Below are 1,350 nucleotides of genomic sequence, written 5' to 3' on the forward strand. Positions count from 1 at the left end.
TCACTCTGTCCGCGAGAGAAAGCCACTATGGATCCTTGCAAGCCATCCAACGTTCCGCACAATTGTTTCGCTGGTTTAGATTTTTTTTCATACTATTTTTTCAAATTCAACATTCTCTCAGGCATCACCAAGGTGAAATACCATGCACAATGAAATAAGCCGATCCGGCAATGTAATTTCGCTCGACGCCGCGCGCCAGCGGCGTCGGCATATCGCGTTGGCACAAAGTGATGTGGATTTTAGGGCCGTGGCAGCGTCTTTTGCTCTCAGCGATATCAACATCGCCAACACCGACGCAGAACGCGTTGGGCGCGTTCTGGCGGGACTCATTTCCTATGACCAGGCTGTCGAGGAAATACGGCGACAGCATGCGCCTGACGATAGCTGAAACATGAAGATTTTTATCGTCCCGATCCAGAACAATAAAATCCTGTGATACAAACGCATACACCACGATCCCTTGCTACGCCTGCATTCGCTATCTCAACACACATTTTTACAAGCAAGCAGAGATGTTGCCGTAATACAGGTAAAAGCCGCTACCTGATTGCGATAGCGGCCGATTTTAGGGCTCAATGTATTCGTGCGTAATGTGTGCTCATTAAATCGGGGTGGCGGGGCCTCCCGCGATTTGACGTTTTATGCAATTTTTACGTAAGTACCGCTCTGCCAAGAATGCTCCGTTGTCATAAAAATGCCCGGTACATGACACACACACAGCTGGTTAGGGGGAGGTCTTTGTATTCCGTTCTCACTTCACATTCTCAAGGATTTGGCACCCCCATCCATTTACAGAAAGTGGCGTATACGAAGTCATATGCATCCTCTTCTCTTGAGAACGAAGCCAGTTCCTTCGGTTTGTCACGCTCAACGTAAAAAACCTTCCATTGCCCATCCTCCGGCACCACGCAAACGCATTCACTGTGCCGAATACTCCCCAGAGAGAAGCTGTCTGGGTGAACACCTATCGCAGCAAGGCTTGATTCCAATTGATCTCGTTTCATTTTATTTCCCCGCTGGCTTCAAATAACCATTTTCCAAATACCATTGAACTGAATTCGGCAACTGATACTGCGTTCCCATGCCTCGCTGTCCGAACCATGGCAAAATTTTCGCTTGTGTTATGCCCGGTATCTCTTGCACCACCTCATATTGGAAATATGGCTTTGATGTTTGATATGTCGATGGCAAAGCGCGATCTGCGAATGGCGTACCTGTAGGTGCCACGAAATTACCGCCTGGGAATCCGTATCGATCAATAGATGTCCCAACAGGCAGCGTTATGCCGTTGACTGGCGCATATCCACCACTATTCGGCGGCCAAATTCCAAGAGATTCCTGAATCTTGCC

3 protein-coding genes are annotated in these 1,350 nt (G+C 48.4%); all 3 read right to left on the reverse strand.

The features are described from left to right. Window positions 1-124: 124 nt before the first annotated feature. Entirely contained in the window at window positions 125-454 is a 330-nt protein-coding gene (locus AKL27_RS28060) for a hypothetical protein (protein WP_157057139.1), read from the reverse strand. Between the two features lie 310 nt (window positions 455-764). Further along, entirely contained in the window at window positions 765-1,004 is a 240-nt protein-coding gene (locus tag AKL27_RS27425; RefSeq protein ID WP_083439328.1) for a hypothetical protein, read from the reverse strand. A gap of 1 nt (window position 1,005) precedes the next feature. Next, a partial coding sequence (locus AKL27_RS27430) for a TNT domain-containing protein (RefSeq protein WP_157057140.1) occupies window positions 1,006-1,350 on the reverse strand: 345 nt, incomplete at its 5' end.

This window comes from Herbaspirillum autotrophicum (genome assembly GCF_001189915.1).
In the GTDB taxonomy this organism is placed as follows: Bacteria; Pseudomonadota; Gammaproteobacteria; order Burkholderiales; family Burkholderiaceae_D; genus Herbaspirillum; species Herbaspirillum autotrophicum.

What these genes read in the sequence shown, in the direction of transcription:
- AKL27_RS27425 (WP_083439328.1), bottom strand. Translation starts at nt 1,004, where the DNA reads ATGAAACGAGATCAATTGGAATCAAGCCTTGCTGCGATAGGTGTTCAC.